General features: G+C 58.7%; 18 protein-coding genes. 4 read left to right on the forward strand and 14 right to left on the reverse strand.

Translation table 11 applies throughout. From position 1 onward, the window contains the following. Positions 1 to 93: 93 nt before the first annotated feature. Positions 94 to 1,236: a slipin family protein gene (locus OQ273_RS00600; RefSeq protein WP_333781675.1), complete on the forward strand. Its 1,143-nt coding sequence runs from the start codon at positions 94 to 96 to the stop codon at positions 1,234 to 1,236. A gap of 53 nt (positions 1,237 to 1,289) precedes the next feature. On the opposite strand, the gene OQ273_RS00605 is transcribed toward OQ273_RS00600, so the two are convergent. The 7 genes from OQ273_RS00605 to OQ273_RS00635 form a co-directional block, all read right to left on the reverse strand. Beyond that, positions 1,290 to 3,149, reverse strand: coding sequence for a 5'-nucleotidase C-terminal domain-containing protein (locus tag OQ273_RS00605; RefSeq protein WP_267988532.1), 1,860 nt, complete (start codon positions 3,147 to 3,149; stop codon positions 1,290 to 1,292). A 212-nt stretch (positions 3,150 to 3,361) separates the two neighbouring features. Next, entirely contained in the window at positions 3,362 to 4,612 is a 1,251-nt protein-coding gene (locus OQ273_RS00610) for a phenylacetate--CoA ligase family protein (protein ID WP_267988533.1), read from the reverse strand. Positions 4,613 to 4,714: 102 nt separating this feature from the next. After that, on the reverse strand, positions 4,715 to 5,077 hold the full coding sequence (omp10, locus tag OQ273_RS00615) for an outer membrane lipoprotein Omp10 (RefSeq protein WP_267988534.1): 363 nt from the start codon (positions 5,075 to 5,077) through the stop codon (positions 4,715 to 4,717). A 162-nt stretch (positions 5,078 to 5,239) separates the two neighbouring features. Continuing rightward, entirely contained in the window at positions 5,240 to 6,685 is a 1,446-nt protein-coding gene (locus OQ273_RS00620) for a homospermidine synthase (RefSeq protein ID WP_267988535.1), read from the reverse strand. 94 nt (positions 6,686 to 6,779) lie between these two features. Further along, a complete protein-coding gene (locus tag OQ273_RS00625) occupies positions 6,780 to 7,412 on the reverse strand; it encodes an aminotransferase class IV family protein (RefSeq protein ID WP_267988536.1) in 633 nt (210 codons plus the stop codon). Next, positions 7,409 to 8,581: an aminodeoxychorismate synthase component I gene (locus OQ273_RS00630; RefSeq protein ID WP_267988537.1), complete on the reverse strand. Its 1,173-nt coding sequence runs from the start codon at positions 8,579 to 8,581 to the stop codon at positions 7,409 to 7,411. Before OQ273_RS00630 ends, OQ273_RS00625 begins: the two co-directional genes overlap by 4 nt. Positions 8,582 to 8,717: 136 nt before the next feature. Continuing rightward, the gene (locus OQ273_RS00635; protein WP_267988538.1) at positions 8,718 to 10,586 is read right to left on the reverse strand and encodes a M3 family oligoendopeptidase; all 1,869 of its coding nucleotides are present in this window, start codon (positions 10,584 to 10,586) and stop codon (positions 8,718 to 8,720) included. Positions 10,587 to 10,973: 387 nt separating this feature from the next. On the opposite strand from OQ273_RS00635, the gene OQ273_RS00640 reads away from it, so the two are divergent. Then, positions 10,974 to 12,800, forward strand: coding sequence for a peptidoglycan L,D-endopeptidase MepK (locus tag OQ273_RS00640; RefSeq protein WP_267988539.1), 1,827 nt, complete (start codon positions 10,974 to 10,976; stop codon positions 12,798 to 12,800). Between the two features lie 15 nt (positions 12,801 to 12,815). On the opposite strand, the gene OQ273_RS00645 is transcribed toward OQ273_RS00640, so the two are convergent. Next, positions 12,816 to 13,079 carry a DUF2312 domain-containing protein gene (locus OQ273_RS00645; protein WP_267988540.1) on the reverse strand — a complete coding sequence of 88 codons (264 nt, stop codon included), beginning with the start codon at positions 13,077 to 13,079 and terminating at the stop codon, positions 12,816 to 12,818. A gap of 123 nt (positions 13,080 to 13,202) precedes the next feature. After that, entirely contained in the window at positions 13,203 to 13,508 is a 306-nt protein-coding gene (locus OQ273_RS00650; RefSeq protein ID WP_267988541.1) for a DUF1244 domain-containing protein, read from the reverse strand. 274 nt (positions 13,509 to 13,782) lie between these two features. On the opposite strand from OQ273_RS00650, the gene OQ273_RS00655 reads away from it, so the two are divergent. After that, entirely contained in the window at positions 13,783 to 14,190 is a 408-nt protein-coding gene (locus OQ273_RS00655) for a DUF1036 domain-containing protein (protein ID WP_267992998.1), read from the forward strand. Next, entirely contained in the window at positions 14,190 to 15,629 is a 1,440-nt protein-coding gene (gene pyk, locus OQ273_RS00660) for a pyruvate kinase (protein ID WP_267988542.1), read from the forward strand. Before OQ273_RS00655 ends, pyk begins: the two co-directional genes overlap by 1 nt. Here the strand turns inward: pyk and OQ273_RS00665 are convergent. The 5 genes from OQ273_RS00665 to purE all read right to left on the reverse strand — a co-directional run bounded on the left by OQ273_RS00665 (position 15,596) and on the right by purE (position 19,220). Next, positions 15,596 to 16,678: an alpha/beta fold hydrolase gene (locus OQ273_RS00665; RefSeq protein WP_267988543.1), complete on the reverse strand. Its 1,083-nt coding sequence runs from the start codon at positions 16,676 to 16,678 to the stop codon at positions 15,596 to 15,598. The genes pyk and OQ273_RS00665 overlap by 34 nt on opposite strands. Before the next feature lie 20 nt (positions 16,679 to 16,698). Next, a complete protein-coding gene (locus tag OQ273_RS00670) occupies positions 16,699 to 17,319 on the reverse strand; it encodes a tetratricopeptide repeat protein (protein ID WP_267988544.1) in 621 nt (206 codons plus the stop codon). A gap of 74 nt (positions 17,320 to 17,393) precedes the next feature. Continuing rightward, positions 17,394 to 17,519 carry a type B 50S ribosomal protein L36 gene (ykgO, locus tag OQ273_RS00675; RefSeq protein WP_267988545.1) on the reverse strand — a complete coding sequence of 42 codons (126 nt, stop codon included), beginning with the start codon at positions 17,517 to 17,519 and terminating at the stop codon, positions 17,394 to 17,396. A gap of 121 nt (positions 17,520 to 17,640) precedes the next feature. Next, positions 17,641 to 18,723: a 5-(carboxyamino)imidazole ribonucleotide synthase gene (locus OQ273_RS00680; RefSeq protein WP_267988546.1), complete on the reverse strand. Its 1,083-nt coding sequence runs from the start codon at positions 18,721 to 18,723 to the stop codon at positions 17,641 to 17,643. A gap of 2 nt (positions 18,724 to 18,725) precedes the next feature. Next, the gene (gene purE, locus OQ273_RS00685) at positions 18,726 to 19,220 is read right to left on the reverse strand and encodes a 5-(carboxyamino)imidazole ribonucleotide mutase (RefSeq protein WP_267988547.1); all 495 of its coding nucleotides are present in this window, start codon (positions 19,218 to 19,220) and stop codon (positions 18,726 to 18,728) included. Between the last annotated feature and the right edge of the window lie 13 nt (positions 19,221 to 19,233).

Here is a 19,233-nt window from a genome sequence, read left to right on the forward strand (position 1 = left end):
TGTAAACAGGGTGGACACCGGCCCCAATGGGGCAAAACGAAAGGAACGTTACAGCGCATGACATAGCGATGTTGACGACAAAAGGTGAATCTCATGATGAAGACAATTGGAAGGATGATCGGCTTCGATCGTGTCCTGATTAGAGAAAATGAGCGCGCCGTCGCGCTTCATAAAGGACGTTTCATGGGAATACTGGTTCCGGGTGAATACTGGCTGCGCAATGCGCGTGGTACGCTTCAGATTGAGGTGCATGACCTCAACGATCCGGAATTTGTTTCGTCGTTTGACGATGCGTTGTTTCGGGTCATGCCTGACGTTGCCAGCGAGCATCTGACAGAAATCCGTACGGGCTCGATGGAGGTCGCAGTTATCCTCAGGGATGGTCGCTTCTTCAGTGTGCTCCCGCCGGACGGAAGAACTGTGGTCTGGACGCAGACCGGTCCTTGGAGCGTTGAGCGTTTCGACGTTTCGGAAACGATCGAGGTTCCCAGGGATGCGGCAAAAATGCTGCGTCGGGCAACGAAACACGCACGTGTTGTGCAGGCTGAGATTACACAGAATCAAACCGGTCTGCTCTACGTCGATGGTGAGTTTGTCCGCACCTATGGTCCCGGCGCCCATCTGTTCTGGGACGTTGGCCGCAAGGTGGACATGAGGCTTATCGACACACGTTGGCAGTCGGTTGACGTTAGCGGTCAGGAGGTCCTGACCAAGGATCGTGTAACGATCCGCCTGAATGTCGCTGCTGACTACCGGGTCGTTGATCCGGTCAAGGCCGTTGCGTCGGTCCAGGACTTCTACGAGACCCTTTACAGGGCGCTGCAGTATGCGTTCCGGAAGGCCCTTGGCGCCAAGACGCTCGACCAGATCCTTGAAAACAAGGTGACTGTCGATGATGAGGTGGCGAACAAGGTCAAGTCGCATATGGCCGAGATCGGCGTCCAGGTTGGCGAAATCGCTCTGAAGGACGTAATCCTGCCGGGCGAGATGAGGGAAATCCTCAATCAGGTGGTCGCCGCGACCAAGGAAGCGGAGGCCAATGTTATCCGTCGGCGTGAGGAAACGAACGCTACGCGGTCACTGCTTAACACTGCCAAGGTTATGGCGGAGAACCCGGTTATGCTCAGGCTTAAGGAACTTGAAGCCCTTGAGCAGATTGCCGGAAAGGTTGAGCGCCTGACTGTCCACAGCGGGACAAACGGTCTGATGAATGACCTTGTCAGTCTGCGTGACTGATTAAAAACTGACGCCGCTCCCATTCGGGGGCGGCGTTTCTTTTTTGTGGTCGGCTAGTTTGCCTTTGCAGGAATATTCAATTGCTGGCCGACCTCCAGCCGGTGTGGATTCTGGTCTGGGTTGGCCTTGGCGATATCGCCCCATTTGAACGGGTCGCCGAGATACTTTTCGGCCAGCGTCCATAGATTGTCGCCTTCCTTGACGATATGCCGGCCGGCATCGTCGACGGCTGTCTTCATGGCCGTGGCGTCTTCCTTGGCCATCTGTGAAGCAGATGCGGTTTTTTCGCTGCCCTTCGCCATGGTGTCCTTGGGCGTGACCTCTGTAATCCGCGTGCCGACATAGGGCTTGTAGGGAGAGTTGCTGGCCAGATAGGCCTGAACAACGTCTTCAAGACCGGGGCCGTAGTCATAGGCGTCGGTGGCTTTTTCGGCGAAGACTTTGTAGCCATCGCCGCCGGCGCGCATGAAGTTGTTGGAAACCACGCCATAGGTGGCGTTCAGATCAATGGCTTCATAACTGCCGTTTTTCTCAACCATGACATTCGATGTACGGCTGCCGGGAGGAAGTGACAGGTCGAAACTGTATTTCAGTCCGGAGACCTGCGGAAAACGGCCCGCGCCTTCCTCGACCTGACTGACGCCGTTCTCAAGCGCTGCAACGACGTCCGAGCCGATCAGCTTGAAGGTTGAAAGTGTGTTCTGGAAAGGCAGTACCGTGAAGACTTCACCGACGGTTATGTCACCTTCATCGATCGAGGCGCGCAGCCCGCCGCCGTTTTGGATCGCAATGCTGATGCCTTGGGCGGAAACGCGGTCGAGCATGGCATCGGTCACCAGGTTGCCCATCTCGCATTCGCGGGCGCGGCAGCTTTCCCGGTTGCCGTCGATGGCAGCGGAGGCCATGGCGATCACTTCATCCATCTTCTCCTGAATCGGTGCCGCCATTTCCTCGATGCGTTTGACCATTTCCGGGTCGGGCGTCACGCTCGCATCAAGCAGGACCGGTTCACCGCTGGCGCTCTTGAGTGTGCCGTCGTCGGCGAACACAAGCGTCACATCGCCCAGATATTTCGAGTGCGCATAGGCATGCACCAGCGCGACCTGTTTACCTGACGGGCCCGTGAGCATGGTGGGGTAGGGGCCGTGCGCATTGTCCGCCGTGTTGGACATGAGCGTATTGGAGTGGCCGCCGACAATCAGGTCGAGGCCGTCGACCTCAGCGGCAATTTTCTTGTCTTCCTCAACGCCGACATGGGTAAGGGCGATGATCACCGTTGCACCTTCCGCCTTGACCGTCTCGACGGCATCGTTGAGGTAAAGAACAGGGTCCATAAAAAGGACCGCTTCACTGGGCGAGGACAGTTCGACTGTGTCGGCAGTAACCGCACCGATCACTGCGACTTTTTCGTTGCCGAAGTCCTTCATCACATATTCGACCATCTTGCCGGCGAGCGGGCTGTTGGCGCCGATCAGCGCATTGCCGTAAATGGTCGGGAAATTGGTGTTGTCGAGGAAGCTCGCCAGTGCTTCGTCGCCATCGTCGAATTCATGATTTCCGAGCACATTGGCGTCAAGGCCGATCAGGTCGAGAAACTCCGCTTCGGCTTTACCTTTGTACACCGTGTAGAACACCGACCCCTGAAAATTGTCGCCCGCCGACAGCACCAGGACGTTGTCGGATGCCTTGCGGCGCTGGTCGATGGCGGTCTTCAGCCGTGCAATCCCGCCGAAACATTTGCCCTCCGACCTGTCCTTTTCGGAACAGGTCGAATCATATTTGTTGATTGGCTCGATACGGCTGTGAAAATCGTTGAAGTGCAGGATGTTCAGTTCGAAATCGGCGAGCGCGATACCCGTTGATCCTGCAAGAAACGCGACCGCAATGCAAAGGCGTTTCAATAGTTTTGGCATGTGCTGCTCCCTGGTCGATGTAGATGGTTCCACCAGCCATTGCGGATGTCACGGGCCGGCGGGCTATGGCTCTGCGGCCGGATCATGCATGCAATATCATGCGCCGGCCCTGAACGAAGGCTACGTCATGTTTTCATCATTCGTAACGTGTCGCAAGCTGTGCCGTCGGCATATCCGACGGCCTCACCGGTTCGAGCAGACAATGAAACGCCCTAGGCGTCGTAGTTGCGCTCGTCCGAGATCACCTTGCCGTCGTTTGGAAGCCCGTTATCTGCCAGAATCACATCACCTTTGAGCTTGGTGACATCGGCGAGGGTCTGTGTCAGTGCCGAAGGATTGGGTTCGGCCCCCGGCACAGGCTCGATATGAAGTGTCATGGCATCCTGGTCCCCCTCGCGGCGGACGACCAGCCGTGCACGGGCAACGTCGGCGTGACGGTCGACGATTGCTGCGACCTGTTTCGGGTCGACAAACATGCCCTTGATCTTGGTGCGCTGGTCGGCGCGTCCCATCCAGCCCTGGATGCGGGTGCCGGTCCGGCCGCAGGGTGATGCGCCTTCAAGCACAGCCGTCATGTCGCCGGTGCCGAAACGGATCAGCGGGTAGGCCGGGTTGAGCGAGGTGACGACAATTTCGCCGACCTCTCCGTCTGCTACCGGATCGCCGGTCCCCGGGCGGACGATTTCGACGATCAGATTCTCGTTGACGATCATGCCCGGATGAGGATTGCCCTCATCATCGGCGCTTTCATAGGCGATCACGCCGATATCGGCCGTAGCGTAGGATTGCATGACGACGATGCCGCGGTTGCGGTATTCCTCGCGCAAGGACGGGAACAGTGCGCCGCCCGATACCATCGCCCGCTTGATCGATGAGATATCACAACCGGTTTCTTCGGCCTTGTCGAGCAGAACCTTCAGATAATCCGGCGTTCCCGTATAGGCGGTCGGCTTCAGGGCCGCCGCCGCCTCAACCTGGGCTTCCGTATTGCCGATCCCTGCGGGAAAAACGAGGCAACCGAGCGCCCTTGCCCCTTCATCGAGCACAAAGGCGCCCGGCGTCATGTGGTAGGAAAAGGTGTTATGGACAATGTCGCCGGAACGCAGTCCTGCTGCAAACAGGCTGCGTGCCGATTGCCAGGGGTCGGCTCCGAAGCCTTGCGGCTCCCAAACCGGTCCCGGTGACATGAAAACATGATTTCCGACAAGCGCATCGGGATCGGCGAGGCCTCCAAAGGGCGGTTTCGCGGCCTGCATCTGCATGAGTTCCGGTTTGCGCAGCACCGGTAACCGGGCAAGCGCTTCGCGGCTGGTGACCGCCATCGGGTCATGACCAGCCAACCATTCGCGAAGGCCCTCAGCCTTACTCATTGCGCCGGCAAGGAAGCTCGGAAGGCCTGCAAACAGGGATTCTTCGCGTTGACTGGGGCTCTGTGTCTCGAGATTATCAAAATATGACGTCACGATGCGCGGGTTCCTTACCTTACGTTAGTTAGAATTCTGTCTTCAGCACAAGGTAGGCCGGTTCAGCAGGATTGCCCCGGCCTTCTTTCGCCGCGTCCTTTGTCAGACCAGTCTGCGCGTCAGAGAAAACTGGTCGCCGCTGCTTGATGTGCAGTTCAGTCGCGTGGGCGACACCAGCGAGCAGTTTACCCGTGCGTTGGTGCCGCGAACCAGGGACCGGATGTCGACCTGCACCAGCCGCCTGTTGACATAGGTATATTTTCCCGTTGCCAGCAGGGTGTTGGTATCCGTCGTGCGGGTTTCAAAGCGGCCGGCAGTAAAGCGTGACTGAATTCCATTCGGATCGAGCCACTCTCCCTCAATTGAGTTCGGGTCATATCCCGGACCCGGGCCGTAACCCGCCTGACATCCCGCCAGTCCAAGCGCTGTTGCCGCCAGGATTGCGAGCTTGATCCAATGCCGCATTTCGAACCTCCGCGTTGCTGATATGGACCGGTACCGGGTATGCCGGTTCGGACAAGCCCCCTCAGTGTCCGATCCAAGTCTTACGCAACTGATAACACTGGCCGCGCCGATCCTGCAACACGACCAGTCAACGAGGGCGGGTTTTGACGCCGATCGGCGTTGCTAATGCACGAGTACGTTGCGAAACTGCCACGCATCGGTTTCATCGAGGTCCTCGGGAAAGAGGCCGGGCCGTCCGGTCAGGGGTGTCCAGTCCGTATAGTGGCCTTCCACCGGTCCAAGGTAGGGCAATTGAACTTCCAGGCAGCGGCGGAAATCCATCTCGTCGGTTTCGACGATGCCGGCTTGCGGGTTTTCCAGGGCCCAGACCATGCCCGCCAGCACTGCGGAGGTCACCTGCAGGCCGGTCGCGTTCTGATAGGGCGCAATCTCCCGCGTTTCCTCGACTGACAGCCGCGAACCGAACCAATAGGCGTTCTTTGCGTGTCCGTAGAGCAGCACGCCGAGTTCATCGACGCCGTCGGCAAGCTCGTGTTCGTCGAGAACATGCAGGACCGGCTGCTGAGTGCCGCCATTGCCGAACATCTCATGCAGGGACAGAACCGCGTCATTGGCCGGGTGATAGGCGTAGTGGCAGGTCGGTCGGAAAGTCACGTCGCCGTTTGCGTCCTTCAGAGTGAAAAAATCGGCGATGGAGATCGACTCGTTGTGGGTGACGAGGAACCCGTATTGCGGGCCGGGTGTCGGACACCAGGTGCGCACGCGTGTATTGGCTCCCGGCTGATCGAGATAGATCGCCGCCTGGCATCCGGCCTCGTGGGAATGGGCGTTGTCGGGTTTCCATGTCTCGTGCGTGCCCCAGCCGAGTTCCGATGGCTGCAGGCCTTCCGATATGAAGCCCTCGGCGGACCATGTGTTCCAGAACACGTTCAATGGCTTTGGCAGTATGGCCCTTTGCGTGTCGCGCTCGGCGATATGAATGCCCTTGACGCCGGCCCGCTGCATCAACTCGGCCCAACCGGCCCGGTCGTTCTGGTCGGGAACGGTGAACTCAAGGCCGAGATCGGAAGCCAGATTGACGAGTGCCTGTTTGACGAACCACGAGACCATTCCCGGATTGGCGCCGCAGCACGAGACCGCCGTTGAGCCGCCGGGATTTGCAAGCTTTTCCTGCCGCACGGTTTCGCGCAATGCGTAATTGGTGCGTGCCGCATTGTCCGCGGATTCGTCGAAATAAAACCCCAGCCAGGGTTCGACCACAGTGTCGATATAGGGCACGCCCAGTTCGCGGCAGAATTTCATCAGCTCCAGCGAGGAGGTGTCGACTGAAAGGTTGACGCAAAAACCCTGTCCTTCGCCGTCGGTTAGAAGAGGGCCGAGAACATCACGATAGTTGTCCGGTGTCAGGGCTTTTCGCACATAGCGAACACCGTGCTGCTTCAGCAGTTCTTCATCATCATTGCGCGGATCGATGACGACCATGCGGGACCTGTCATAGTCGAAATGCCGTTCGATCAGCGGCAATGTGCCGCGGCCGATCGAGCCGAAGCCGATCATGACAATGGGTCCGTCGATTTTGCCGTAAACGGGATAGTCGGCATTCGCCATGGCTGGTCCTTTCAGCGGAATTGCGGGCCGTGCCCTTTTGCCGATCCTCTAGAGCAATTCTTTCGGGGATGGAAGCCGCGTGTCGGGTCCGGCTTCAATCGTTCAGAACCGCGGGCATCAGACCGCGCAGCGAGTTACCGATGTAAAGGGCACGTGCGCCACGCAAGTCGTCGAGCGTGAGAATGGCTTGCCTTGCCCTGCCTGTGTCGAGCAGATCTTGCCTTAGCACTCCGGCAAGCAGGCCACACTCGATCGATGGCGTCAGCAAGGGACCGGTATCGTCCGTTTGAATGAAGAGGCTGGTAATGGTGCCTTCGCAGACCTCGCCCCGTTCATTCAGCAAAAGAACCTCGTCGGCCTGGGTTGCCGGAAACTCCTCTCGGGCCGTTGTGTAATGATCCCTGAATGTCGTCTTGTGGCGCAGCAGCGTATTGGTTGAGTCGAGGCGTGTTGATGCGATGCCGAGGCGCCAGATTGTGCGGTCAGGGTCCGCGGGAAATTCAGACGTGATAACAATGCTTTTGCCGGACGGCGTCAGTTCGATGCGTATCCGGCGGTCCTCGCCCTCGGGATCGACAGCATCAAGCAAGTGGCCCAACCACTGTGCGTCATAGGGTATCGATAGCGCTTGCGCCGATCGTTTCAGGCGGTTGAGATGCCTGTCCAGCCTGTCAATTGTTCGGTTGGCTCTCAGGCGCATCGTTTCGATCAGGCCGGGTGCATTCACGATGCGATCTCCTGGCCCATTGCGCCGTCCAGTGCATAACGCGCCTTGATGCGGCATTCCTCATATTCCGCGTGGGCATCGGAATCGAAAATGATCCCGCCGCCGACGTTCAGAACTGCCTTGCCGCCTGGAAACAGGCTGATGGTGCGAATGGCGACATTGAACTCCATCATACCGGACGGTGCGATCCAACCGATCGATCCGCAATAGATATTGCGGTCGGTGTCCTCGAGCGCATGGATAATTTCCATGGCACGTATCTTCGGAGCGCCGGTGATGGAGCCGCACGGGAAAATCGCCCGCATAATGTCGGTAATGGTTGCGCCCGGCTCCAGCTTTCCACGCACCCGGCTGATCATCTGATGGACTGTCGAGAAGGTCTCGACATGATAAAGCTCGGGAACGTGGACGCTACCGGCCGAGCAGATACGTGACAGGTCGTTGCGCAAAAGGTCGACGATCATAAGGTTTTCGCTGCGGCATTTCGGATCCTGTTCGAGCTGCCGCTTGAGTGCTGCGTCCTGCGAGGCGGTAGCGCCGCGTGGCGCGGTGCCTTTCATCGGTTTGCTGTCGATCCAGCCGTCCCGGTCGACACGGAAAAAGAGTTCAGGCGAACGCGAGACGATTTCCGGCCCCTCGAGGCGGACAAGCGCGCTGTGTGCAACCGCCTGTCGTGCCCGCAGGCTGTTGAAAAGCGTAGTGCCGCCGCCATTGCAGTCCGCTTCAATTTCATAGGTCAGGTTGGCTTGAAAGCAGTCACCGGCATGAAGGTGGGAGCGCAGCGTGTCAAAACGGGATTCATAGGTTTCGAAGTCCCAACGGTGTTTGGCACTCGATACCGCGATGTTGTTACCAGGTACCGCGAGTATTTCGGCTGCGCGTGCCGGTGGTTGCGGTGTGTCAAACAGTCCGAAACACAAGAGCGGGCAGGAGCGCTTGTGATCTTCACGCGGCGCCAGTCGGGACACAAGGGCCGGCTCCAGCGCGATGCCTGCCTCGTAGGCAATGTATCCGGCGCTCCACAAACCGTCCTTCGCTGCCTGCTCCAAATTGTCGAGTGCGGGAACAACCTCGTCCTGTTCCCAGGCCGTGACCATGGACCGCGCGCCTGAAAAACACAGGTTCTCGCCGGTGAAATCGTTCCGGAAGAGGATGAGGTTTTCGTCCATGATAGGGTTGCCGCGCTCTTCCCATATTGGGCGCGGCCCATCTAGCGAGCGCCCTCACGCATAACTGGCCGACCTCTACAGCGCCATCCCGGCGAACGCAACAACTCGCCAGTGCCATCTCCTGCCGACAGCCAGCCTAGCTGTCGAGTGCGTCCAGTTCGTCGATCAGTCCTTCGATCATGGCAAGGCCCTGGCTCCAGAACGACGGGTCGCTGGCGTCGAGGCCAAACGGTGCGAGAAGTTCCGAATGGTGTTTTGTGCCGCCGGCCTTCAGCATGTCGAAATAGCGTTCCTGAAAGCCGTCCTCGGCGTTTTGATAGACCGCATAGAGCGAGTTCACCAGGCAATCGCCGAAAGCGTAGGCGTAGACATAGAAAGGCGAATGGATGAAATGCGGGATATAGGCCCAGAAGGCGTCATAGCCTTCGGAAATCCGGATCGCCGGACCAAGGCTTTCACCCTGCACCGAAATCCACAGTTCACCGATCTGCTCCGAGGTCAGTTCACCTTCGCGGCGCGCCGTGTGGACCTTTCTTTCGAACTGATAGAAGGCGATCTGGCGCACGACCGTGTTGATCATGTCTTCAACCTTCTGGGCCAGCATGGCCTTGCGTTCCTTCCGGTCTTCCGTGCTGTTCAGCAGAGTGCGGAAGGTCAGCATTTCCCCGAACACCGACGCCGTTTCGGCAAGAGTGAGCGGCGTTTGCGCCATCAGCGCGCCCTGTTCGCCGGCCAGCACCTGATGAACGCCATGGCCGAGTTCATGGGCAAGGGTCATCACATCGCGCGGCTTTCCCATATAGTTCAACAGAACGTAGGGATGCACCGACGGTACGGTCGGATGGGCAAAGGCCCCCGGCGCCTTGCCGGCCCGTACGGGCGCGTCGATCCAGTTGCGGTCGAAGAAGCGGCCGGCGATTTCCGCCATGCGAGGGTCGAAGTCACGATAGGCCGACAGGACCGTTTCTCGCGCCGTATCCCAGCCGATCAGCGCCTTGGGCGTTTCGGGAAGCGGTGCGTTACGGTCCCAGAAATCCATGACATCCATACCCAGCCATTTGGCCTTCATGGCGTAGTAGCGGTGCGACAGGCGCGGATAGGCCTCGGAGACCGCATCGGAAAGCGCATCGACCACCTGCCGTTCGACCCGGTTGGCCAGGTGGCGGCTGTCGGCAATATCGCTGAAGCCGCGCCAGCGATCGGAGATTTCCTTGTCCTTGGCGAGCGTATTGGTGATCAGCGTGAAGGTGCGGATGTTTTCTGAAAACGTTTTTGAAAGGGCCATCGCCGCGTTGCGGCGTTCTTCGGGCTTTGCCGATTGCAGCCTGTTGAGTGCCGGCTCCAGCGTCAGTTCCTCGCCCTCGACATCGAATCGAAGCGAGGCCATGGTTTCGTCGAACAGGCGGTTCCATGCGCCATGACCGGTGACGGATTTTTCCAGGAAGAGCTGTTCGATCCTGTCTTCAAGCTGGTAGGGTTTGTCGAGGCGCAGGTCGACAAGCCATGGCCGGTAGTGTGCCGTTTGCGGATCGTCCTTAATGGCCGCGTCGATGACCGCATCGTCAATGCGGTTGATCTCCAGCGGAAAGAACAAAAGCCGGCTGCTTATGTCGGTGATGCTCGACTGCACGTCGCCGTAGAATTTGGCTCTTTCAGGATCGCTTGTGTCGGAAAAATAGGTCAGGCCCGCATAGGATACGATCCGGCCCATCAGTTCCTCGAGTGTTTCGTATTGACGCAGCGCCGCGCCAAGGCCTTTGTCGCCGCCAGCTTTGACGGCGGTCTCAATCCGGCCCTTCCAATGTTCTTCGAAGGCGGCGCTCTCGCTGGCGGCCCGTGCCAGATCGTCCTTTAGCTGTGGTGCATCCATCGCAGGATAAAGATCGTCCAGATCCCATTGCGGCAGCTGTCCGAGGGACCCATCCTGCCCGCCCGTTGCCTCGGTTTCGACAAGGGCGTGGTTGAGACCTGAAATGAAGTCATGAAAAGAGGGCGGTACCGGCATTGTGGGGCCTCGCGGAAAAATGTCCCAATTCAAATAGGGCTGGTTGCGGCGTTCTCCAGACGGGTCGTCGGTCGTAGACGGGTATCGTATTTTCGGCAAATATTCACGATCTGTCCCAATCTGACACGATTCGAGATTAATAGAACTGGTTAAATTCACTCATTGTTAGAACTTTGTTCACTATAAATGTCATTTGACACGGACTGTGAGGGCTTTGCCTTGCTCTTACCGCAATTGTCGTACAGCAGTGCCCGGACGTTAATTCTGTTCCGATTTTGCCGGATAAACCAATACGATAGGTTGACCGGAGACCAGTTTAGCAGAATTATCTAGGGACAAGTTGGGGACGCAGGGATTTTTGGGAACTTGCCGAGTAAGTCTCAACGTATGACCAGAGCTGTCAGCACACGCAGCCGGGCATTGGCCGCTGTGCTCGCAGCCTTAGTGTGTCTTGCCGCCGCTTCGCCGGCGTTCGCGGAAACGCGTTCCCTGAAATTGTATTTCATTCACACCAAGGAACGGGCGACGATCACGTTCAAGAAGAACGGGCGCTATGTTCCCGGCGGGCTGAAGAAGCTCAACCGGTTCCTGCGCGACTGGCGTCAGAAAGAGGCCACCAAGATGGACCCGCGCCTGTTCGACCTGCTTTGGGAAGTCTATCAGGCCAGCGGCTCGCGGGATCATATCCACGTCGTCTCCGCCTACCGGTCTCCAAAGACAAACGCCATGCTTCGCAAGCGCTCGCGCGGGGTGGCAAAGAAGAGCCAGCACACTTTGGGCAAGGCCGTCGATTTCTACTTGCCCGATGTTCCGGTCAAGAAGGTTCGTCAGATCGGCATGAAATTCCAGGTTGGCGGGGTCGGTTACTATCCGAAATCCGGATCGCCCTTTGTTCACCTTGATGTCGGCAGCGTCCGCTCGTGGCCCCGCATGGACCGCAAAGAACTGACCAGCCTGTTCCCGAAAGGCAAGACACTGCATCTGCCGAGGGATGGCAAGCCGTTGCCGGGCTACAATCAGGCTCTTGCCGATTACAAGAAGCGCGTCAGTTCGAACAGTATCCAGGTTGCCGGCAAGCGTTCGATCCGTCGGCCTTCGCGCGACAACAACAGCGGTGGTGGTAACCTTCTGGCCGGACTTTTCGGCGGCGGCAACAAGAAGGAAGAGCCAAGGCAGACACGTCAGACCGTTGTTGCAGCGGCTTCGGCGCCTCCGGGTGTTGAAGAGCGGGACAGCCTGACGCCTGATCTGGCTATCGTGCCGACGCCCCGCATACGGCCAACCGCACCTGTTCAGGATGTTCAGGTCGCTCTCGCCCCGGCCAGCGAACTGAGCCCCGAAGCAATTACGGCGGCATTCCGTCCGCGACTGCCGGCAGCGGCAATACCGCAGGACGGAAATGTCGCTCTTGCCAGCGCCACGACGGGTGCTGATACCCTGCCGGTTCCGGCGCTTCGCACTGGCGGCTCCGAAAGTCAGGGTGGCGTTGAATTGGCATCGACCGGTCCAACCTCCTCCGAGGTTGTGTTGGCCTCGTTGCTGGCTGAGCCGACCTATGCGGCAACCGGCAATCCCGGCCTGACACGGCAGGAGCTTGGACTTCAGCAAGGCATTGGAACGGAAGAAGAGGGCACGGTCACCAAGCTTGCCTATGTGCCGCGTCCCTCGCAACGGCCTGATTTGGTTTCGCCGGAGACTCAGGCTTTGGCTGCCGCGGTTGGCGAGGATGTGCCGGGCGGTCTGTCGTATGAGACAGTTTCGGGCATTCCGGTTCCGCGGCCATCGCCGTTCGGCTCGTCCGCGTCCGATGAAATGGTTGCGCTTGCACCGGTGCAGGTGGCGCTCGCCCCGCCTTCAGGCAATACGTCGGGTGCGCGGGTTGATGTTTTTGCACCGGCTTTGAAGCAGTCGGCCGGAAAACGCAGTCGTCCGACCATCGGCGATGCGATCGATGCGCGCCCGTCGGCCGTGCGCACCGAACCGGTTCTGACGCCGACGATGATCACCCACACCGCTTTCGCCGCGCATAGCGTATCGGGCATGGATGCGCCGGTCAGCGCACCGCAGTTTGTTTCAAGCCTGATGCGCACTGCACCTGACATGGTGCATGTCGACGGCTTCTCGACCGAAAACCGGATCGCCAGTGCGGACCGGTTCAGCGGAACGGCGGTCAACTTCCAGAGTGTTGCACGTTTCGAGGTGCGCGGCCGCTAGACGCGTGCCCCGGCTTTATTCTTCCGGCGGGGCCTCGGCCATTCCAAGTGCGTGAAGATAGGTATCCAGCACCGCTTCCTGTTCCATGCGCTCATTTTGATCGAGCTTGCGGATCGAAATCACCTTGCGCAGAACCTTGGTATCAAACCCCATGGATTTTGCCTCGCCGTAGACTTCTTTTATGTCATCGGCGACGGTCTTTTTTTCTTCTTCCAGTCGTTCGATGCGCTCGACGAAGGAACGCAACTGATCCCTGGCTACTCCATGGGCTTCTGACATAGGCGACTCTCCTGAACAGTAAAAAACGCCGCGGACAGGTGCCCCGACACGGGGCCCGCGTCAAGGGGGCTGGAAAAATTGTTGTGAACTGTGCGCCTGATGCGACAGCCTGACCTGCCTTAATCAGTGATCCTTGTGGGAATGAACGAAGGCGGCCTTCTGTTCCTCGGTTGCTTCCGTCTGATATTGGTCTCGCCACTCGTCATAGGGCATGCCGTAGACGATCTCGCGCGCTTCCGGTTTGGTCAACTCGACGCCTGCCTCGTTGGCGGCCTTCTGATACCAGTTCGAAAGGCAGTTGCGGCAAAAACCGCCGAGATTCATCAGATCGATATTCTGCACGTCGGTCCGTTCACGCAGATGTTCAACAAGCGTGCGGAATGCGGCTGCCTCGAATTCGGTGCGCTGGTCTTTGGTCAGTTCGGTCATCTTGTTCTCTGGCGTTGCTGATTGATACGGGACAACGGGTTTGAGCCGTTCATATGTTCTTATTGCTTTCGTATGAAAACGACATAATGCGTCCGGGTTCAATAATCCACCGATGCCGCCCGCAAAACCGTTCGATGGGGAGTTGGCGTCAGCATGGCTTTTTGACATATTGCACGACAATGGGGCACATAACGTAATAGCTTATCTCCAATGGGGTTTTGGGCGAGAATTGACTGGTAAACGCAAAGCAGGCTGGCTCGGTGCCGTTGGCGCCTTGGTATTTACGGGCAGTCTTTGGACAACACCGCAGGCACAGGCTGATTTTCGTGTCTGTAACGGAACACAAAACCTGGTGGGCGTTGCGATCGGGTACCGCAGCGATGACGGATGGATTTCCGAGGGCTGGTGGCAGATTTCGGCAACGTCCTGCGCAACGCTGATCGAAGGGCCCTTGGCCTCACGCTTTTACTATCTCTACGCCGAGGATGCGGCGCGCGGAGGCCGGTGGGGCGGAAATGTCGACATGTGTGTCGCCGAAGATGAGTTCAAAATCGTCGATGTTAAAAACTGCTTCACACGCGGCTTTTTGCGCATGGGCTTCAAGGAATATGATACCGGACAGCAATCAAGCTGGATGGTCCAGCTCTCCGATTCAACGGAAGTAGAGGAAGGTCAAAATTAATGAAGCGTCTGCGCAAAGTAAAAATCCTTGCAACGCTGGGCCCCGCCTCCTCCGAAGAAGATATGATCCAGAAACTGCATGAGGCCGGTGCGGACCTCTTCCGGATCAACATGAGCCATGCAAGTCACGATCTTATGCGCACGCTGATCGAGCGGATACGCAAGGTTGAAAAACGGTGCGGGCGCCCCATCGGTATCCTGGCCGACCTTCAAGGCCCGAAGCTGCGCGTCGGAAAGTTTGCCGACGGTGCGCTGGAGCTTGTTCCCGGCCAGACCTTTACGCTGGACAAAAATGAAAAACCCGGCGACGCAAGCCGCGTCCATCTTCCGCACCCCGAGATATTCGAGGCGGTGGAAGCCGGACACCGGCTGCTGATCGACGACGGGCGCTTGCAGCTCCGGGCTGAAAAATCGGACGGTGACAAAATCGTCTGCACCGTGGTTTCAGGCACAAAAATATCCGATCGGAAAGGTGTCAGCCTGCCGGACACGACCCTTGGCGTCGGCGCTCTGACCGACAAAGACCGCGCCGACCTCGAAGCGGTGCTTGCGACCGACGATGTGGACTGGCTGGCGCTGTCCTTCATTCAGCGGCCCGAGGATCTGGCCGACGTGCGCAAGGTTGCGCGATCAAGGGTCGGCCTCATGGCCAAGATTGAAAAACCGCAGGCGATCGAGCGGATCGATGAAATTATCGAGTTGTCCGACGCACTGATGGTGGCGCGCGGCGATCTTGGTGTCGAAATGCCGATCGAGTCGGTACCTGGACTGCAAAAACAGCTGACGCGTGCCTGTCGTAAGGCGGGTAAGCCTGTTGTTGTCGCGACGCAGATGCTGGAATCGATGATCTCCGCGCCGGTGCCGACGCGGGCCGAGGTGTCGGATGTTGCCACCGCTGTCTTCGAGGGGGCGGATGCTGTCATGCTTTCGGCGGAATCGGCCGCTGGCGATTATCCGGTCGAAGCGGTTTCGACCATGGCCTCGATTGCGCGCAAGGTGGAACGCGATCCGAACTATACCAGCATTGTGCATGCACAGCGTTCGCAGCCGGAAGCAACCGGTGCGGATGCGATCTCCTTGGCGGCGCGGCAAATCGCCGAGACTTTGAAACTGTCGGCGATCGTTTGCTACACCTCTTCCGGGACGACGGGAATGCGCGCCTCGCGCGAACGCCCGCAAGTGCCGATCATTGCTCTCTCGCCGGTAATCCAGACGGCCCGGCGGCTTTCAGTCGTCTGGGGTCTTCATTGTGTGGTCACCGAGGATGCGCGCGATCTTGATGATATGGTCGATCGCGCCTGCCGGATCGCCTTCCGGGAAGAGTTCGGCAAACCCGGCGACAGGCTCATCATTTCAGCCGGGGTTCCGCTCGGAACGCCGGGAGCAACAAACATGTTGCGTATCGCCTATATCGGCTCGGACGGCATGACCGGAATCTGATTGATCGCCGAGGACCGTTTGGGGATCGAGGGCGGCGGATTGGTCGTCTCACCACCGGCATTAATGTCACGCTCCACCTTTCGGGCAATTGCAGCAAGGTCCACTTCTTTGCCGCCCAGCTTTTCCATGGCCGCGATACACACCTCCGTAGCCGCATAGTCGGGTTTGTGACCGACGCCCCTAAGCACATGCAACTCGGCGCGCTCGATTTGCCGGGTCAGCGCGCGCGAGTGGATCTCCGTTGAGACAACAAAGTCTTCGTCACCGGCCACGACGATAGTCGGACGGTCTATCTCGCCGTAACGCGGTGATGTCCTGACGATATGGTCGTAAAGGCTTGCTACATCGTGGGCATTGTATTTGAAGGTCCAGGGTCGCAGAACGAGTGCAGTTCCTGAGCGGGCAAGGTAGTCGGGCGGATAGTGGTTCGGACTGAAAACGCAGCGTGCGGCGCGGCTGATGCGCAAAAGCCCGGCAGGCATTGCAATGAGCCAGGCTGCCAGCCTGCCGATAAACGGTGTTGTGGCGAGGTGATAATGCCAGTCGATGCCGCCGGGCCAAGGGTGCGACACCGTTGCCAGCAACAGAAGACTGTCCACCTTCTCCGGTGTTTCCAAGGCCATATTGGCCGCAATTACGCCGCCGAAGGAGTGGCCGACAATCAGTCCGCTCTTGATGCCTTTTCGTTCCATCAATTCGGCGACCGCACGGGCCTGGGCATCGGGAAGGGCGTTTTGCCCGCCGCCGCGATCCGACCATCCGTGACCCGGCCGGTCGACGAAAAGCAGTTCGGCGCGGCCTTCGAGGTCCTGGCGGAACGCTTCCACCTGATCTCTCAGATTCCCGCTGGCGCCATGGAGAAAAACAATGGCAGGCAGATCGGCGTCTGCGGCTGCTGGAATATGCAGGGCGTGCAAGCGGTATCCGCCGACGTCCACAAACTCACCGATGGGAGGGTAAAGCCGTTCGATCCGCCTGCTTTGTATCCAGGAAAACAGGATCAGCCCTGTCGCTATGACCGTAACCGTTATGAAGGGAAATGCGTACAATGCGATGGCAACCCGTTGGATCAGATCTCGTCGCCGGTCAGTTCCTCGGACAGCTCACCGACGCGTTTTTGAGCCTCGCGCATGGCCGGATAGACTTCAAGCACTTTGAGATAGGTGCCAAGCGCGGCTTCATCCGAGCCTGCAGCCGTCAAGATGGATGCCATCCCCATCAGAGCGCCAAAATGTCGGGGCTCAAGCTGAAGCACCACATGGATGTCAGCCATCGACTTGGCGTGATTGTCCATCATGAAGTGAAGCGTGGCGCGGCGGTTCCAGCCCTCGGCGAACTCCGGAGACAGGACCGTGACCTGATCGAGCAGGTCGAGCGCCGTGTAATAGCGCTTGTCGCGTATGGCGTCATTGGCCCATTGCATGAGCTGATTGGACGTCGCACTGTCCGATTTGCGCCACTCCGCCCAGATTCGGTCTGCAATCCGCCTTGCCGAAGCCGCCTGAGGCTCGCGTTTCAACTCCACGAAATATTCGTCAATGCGTTCGGAACGGCTCTTGGTAACGGTGGTTGCGACTTCATCCGTGGCGGGTTCATCGCTTTGTGCTTTTGCGGGACCTATTCCGGCAAAAACCGCAGAAGCAATCAAGATGGCCCAGAGCAGGCTGTATAAAAATGCAAATCGGCGCATGCCATAAACATATGGCTCATGCGCCGGTGGTCAAACGCAAATTTTGGTGAACTGTGTACGCCGACTGGCGGCGCTCAGCCCTGCCGCGCTTTAAAGCGGGGGTTCTGCTTATTAATAATGTAGACACGGCCCTTCCGGCGCACCAGGCGGTTCTCGCGGTGACGTGTCTTCAGCGCTTTGAGCGAATTCTTGATCTTCATTGTTCCGTACCCGTGGTCAGCGCCCGCTGCGAACAGCCAATGGGCAGCTACACAATCAAAAGCGCGCCTCGCGGCGCGCTCAATTCGTTGGGGATGCGTTTACCCGCAACGTTTCATAGTGTCAACCGCCGCCGGCCTGTTTTGCAGGCCCGTTCAATCGTGTGACATGGCCCATTTTCCGGCCCGGACGGATCTCCAGTTTGCCGTATAGATGAACCAGCGTATCGGGCTGACTCAGATAGGTCTTTAAATTGTCGACATCGCTGCCGATCAGATTGTCCATTTCGCAGTCGCTGTGCCTGGTGCAATCGGCGAGCGGAAGGTTACAGATTGCGCGCACATGCTGTTCAAACTGGGAAACGGTGCAGGCCGCTTCGGTCCAATGGCCGGAATTGTGTACACGCGGCGCGAACTCGTTGACCAGGACCTCGCCATTGTCGAGCACGAAGAACTCGACGCCGATGACGCCGACATAATCGAGGCGGGCGAGTATCGTTTCCGTTGCGGCCCTTGCGGCGTCGATTGATGCTTGCGCAACACCCGAAGGCACCACAGAGCGCCGCAAAATTCCCTCACTATGATGGTTGCGGCTCGGATCGTAGCTGACGATCGTGCCGTCCATCGCCCGTGCTGCAATGACCGATATCTCATCGGTGAACGGGACAAGCCTTTCCAGAATGAGCGGCACGCCGCCGAGTGCGGCATGAGCACCGCTGGCGTTGGAGCTTTGGGCGTTGAAAAACCGCTGGCCCTTTCCGTCATAACCCAGACGGCGGGTCTTCAGAACGGCTTTGCCTGCGAAATTTTCCAGTGCTTCGTCGATCTCGCGTTGGCTGTCGATGGCGACGAAGTCGGCGGTGGCCACGCCACATTCCTTCAGAAACCGCTTTTCCAATAAGCGGTCCTGCGAAATCTCAAGCGCGGCAGGCGGCGGATAAACGGGTTTTCTGGCTGCGAGACGGCGTGCAGTTTCGACCGGCACATTTTCGAATTCGTAGGTGATCACGTCGCTGAGCACCGCCAGGGTATCCAATGCGTCGGCGTCGCCATAGTCAGCGGTAATCTGGCTGCCGGCCACCTGGGCGGCCGGGCATTTTTCCTGGGGCTCGAGGATAATGGTGGCAAAGCCGAGGCGCGCGGCGGCCATGGCAAGCATGCGCCCGAGCTGTCCGCCGCCGACTATGCCGATCGTATGCCCGCTCATTGTCAGCTCTCGTCTTCGGGACGGTTTGCGACCGCATCGGAGCGGGCCTGGCGCCATTGATCCAGGCGTGCCGCGAGCTCGTCATCGGAAAGGGCCAAAACGGCCGCCGCAAGCAGGGCGGCATTGGTGGCGCCGGCCTCGCCGATGGCCAGCGTGCCGACGGGGATGCCTGCCGGCATCTGCACGATAGACAGCAGGCTGTCCTGACCCGAAAGTGCCCTGGAACGGATCGGAACGCCAAACACGGGCAGGGGCGTCAGTGATGCGGTCATGCCAGGAAGATGTGCAGCCCCGCCCGCCCCGGCGATGATCGTTCGGAAACCGTTTTCGCGTGCGGTTTTTGCAAATTCGACCATTCGCTCCGGTGTGCGGTGCGCCGAAACGATCAGCGCTTCGTAGCCGATGCCCAGCTCATCCAGCGTCAGCGCCGCATGTTTCATTGTCGGCCAATCGGATTGGCTGCCCATTATGATTGCCACCGGCACCGTCGTGCTCATGGTTCTGCCCCGT

Origin of the sequence: Hoeflea prorocentri (assembly GCF_027944115.1) — a bacterium.
In the GTDB taxonomy this organism is placed as follows: Bacteria; Pseudomonadota; Alphaproteobacteria; order Rhizobiales; family Rhizobiaceae; genus Hoeflea_A; species Hoeflea_A prorocentri.